Raw genomic sequence first — 1,698 nt, 5'->3', positions numbered from 1 at the left:
CATGTGCGGGCTCGGCTTGCGCGGCCGGGCCGGGCTTGGGGGCTTCGGACTTGGGAGCTTCGGGCGTGGGGGCTGTCTGCGGAGGCTCCGGCGCTCCCTGTTCTTCCAGGGCCGGGGGTTCCATCTTGGGCATGGGCTTCACGGCATCCAGCGTCATGCCCTCGCCGGAGTGGACAGGCGCCACGGTGATAACAGCATCACGCACTTCCTCAACGGTTTGGAGGCCCATTGCTATTTCCGGCGCATACGCGCGGACGAACCAGGCCGCGGCACGGTAGCGCAGCATCAGTTCCGGCATACTCTGCCTTTTGCTTGTCTCTTTGCCGTTTTTGTCTTTTTTGCCGTACCAGCCTTCTTTTTGGGCAAGGCTGATGGTAATCAGCGGCCCCACAAGCCTTTCCTTTGTCGCCAATTCGGTAGCCACGGCGCGGCAGCCCCAGTCGTCCTGGCCTTCCTTGCCCTGGAACTCGTAGCGCAACGCGGAAAATTTGCCGGACTGATTGAGCGTGGCAATCAGGAATTGCGCGGACCAGGCCGGGCGGCCATGCACCACATACAGGTTTTGCATGACCATGAGAGGATTGGCGCCCATGCGCAGGGCCATGTCCAGCGCGATGACGCAGTTTCCCCGACTGGTGTAGTCCTTTTCGCCCTTGCTGCGGTACACTTCCGGGACGATGCTGGACGCGCTGAACAGGTTTGCCATGCGCTGCATCGCTTCAAAGCCCCTGAGCGTGTCGAAGCCCACGGACACAGCCGGGGCGTTTTCTTCCTGTATCCGGGCAAGGGTGGTTGTCTGGTTCATATCACTTCCTCCAACGGCAGCCGGCATACGCCGGGCAATACTTGGGATGACAGAGTTGCGAACGCGGATTGCCGTAAAAGTTTCCGCTGTGAAGCATGTTGGCGGCATGGCGCAAGAGGCCGGGGCTTTCGCCGTCGTCCAGCAGGATGTCGCGCGCGGACTGGAGAGTGCCGATGCCCGCCCTTCGACCCTTGTCTGTTTTGGCGACTTGCAGGCCGATGATCTGGGCCGCGGCGTCAATGGGGCGGCCAATGGCATGTCCGGCCAGAATCTCATAGACGGCGATCTGCGCGGCATGGCCCTGCGTCCTGACAGTGCCGTCAGCCGCCACGGCAGTCTTGCCGGTCTTGATATCGGCAATGCCCAGACCGTCCGGGGTGGCGCGCACACGGTCAACCGTGCCGGTGAGCGTCAGGCCGATGTCCGTAAACGTCAGGCTTTCGCAGGTGGCTTCCACGGCCACATAGAGCATTTTGCTTTTAACTTTTTACATAGCCACAGGATTTAAACCATCCTTCAGCGTCTTTTTGTGTGATACAACTTAATGCTTTTCCAATGGACTTGTACAGTTCATCACATGTTTTTGCTTTCATACCCCGAAGTAATTGTTTCACTTTGCTCCACATCTTTTCAATGGGATTTAAATCCGGGCTGTATTCTGGAAGGAAAATATACTTGCAGCCTTTTTCCCTTATCAAGTTTTGGGCGGTTTTTGATTTATGGACATTCAAATTATCCATTATAACAACATCGTTAGCTTTAAGCGTTGGAAGAAGAAATTTTTCAATATAAGCATTGTACATTTTTCCATCCAGTGCCCCATCAAAAACAACACTGCAAGTCTCTCCCGTTACCCGGATTGCTGAAAGTATGCTTATCCTTTCCCAACGTCC

Annotated in this window: 2 protein-coding genes and 1 pseudogene; all 3 read right to left on the bottom strand. The window is 56.1% G+C overall.

What is annotated here, in order from left to right; translation table 11 throughout:
- A pseudogene (locus G7Y52_RS14790) lies at positions 1-805 on the bottom strand (hypothetical protein); the annotation flags it as partial.
- A gap of 1 nt (position 806) precedes the next feature.
- A complete protein-coding gene (locus tag G7Y52_RS14785; RefSeq protein WP_165073232.1) occupies positions 807-1,277 on the bottom strand; it encodes a PD-(D/E)XK nuclease family protein in 471 nt (156 codons plus the stop codon).
- A 7-nt stretch (positions 1,278-1,284) separates the two neighbouring features.
- A partial coding sequence (locus tag G7Y52_RS14780; protein WP_165068458.1) for a transposase occupies positions 1,285-1,698 on the bottom strand: 414 nt, incomplete at its 5' end.

Origin of the sequence: Desulfovibrio sp. ZJ200, assembly GCF_011039095.1 — a bacterium.
Classification (GTDB): Bacteria; Desulfobacterota; Desulfovibrionia; order Desulfovibrionales; family Desulfovibrionaceae; genus Desulfovibrio.
The sequence above is the reverse complement of the archived record's forward strand: the minus strand, read 5'-3'. Positions and strand labels throughout refer to the sequence as shown.

What these genes read in the sequence shown, in the direction of transcription:
- G7Y52_RS14785 (WP_165073232.1), bottom strand. Translation starts at nt 1,277, where the DNA reads ATGCTCTATGTGGCCGTGGAAGCCACCTGCGAAAGCCTGACGTTTACG.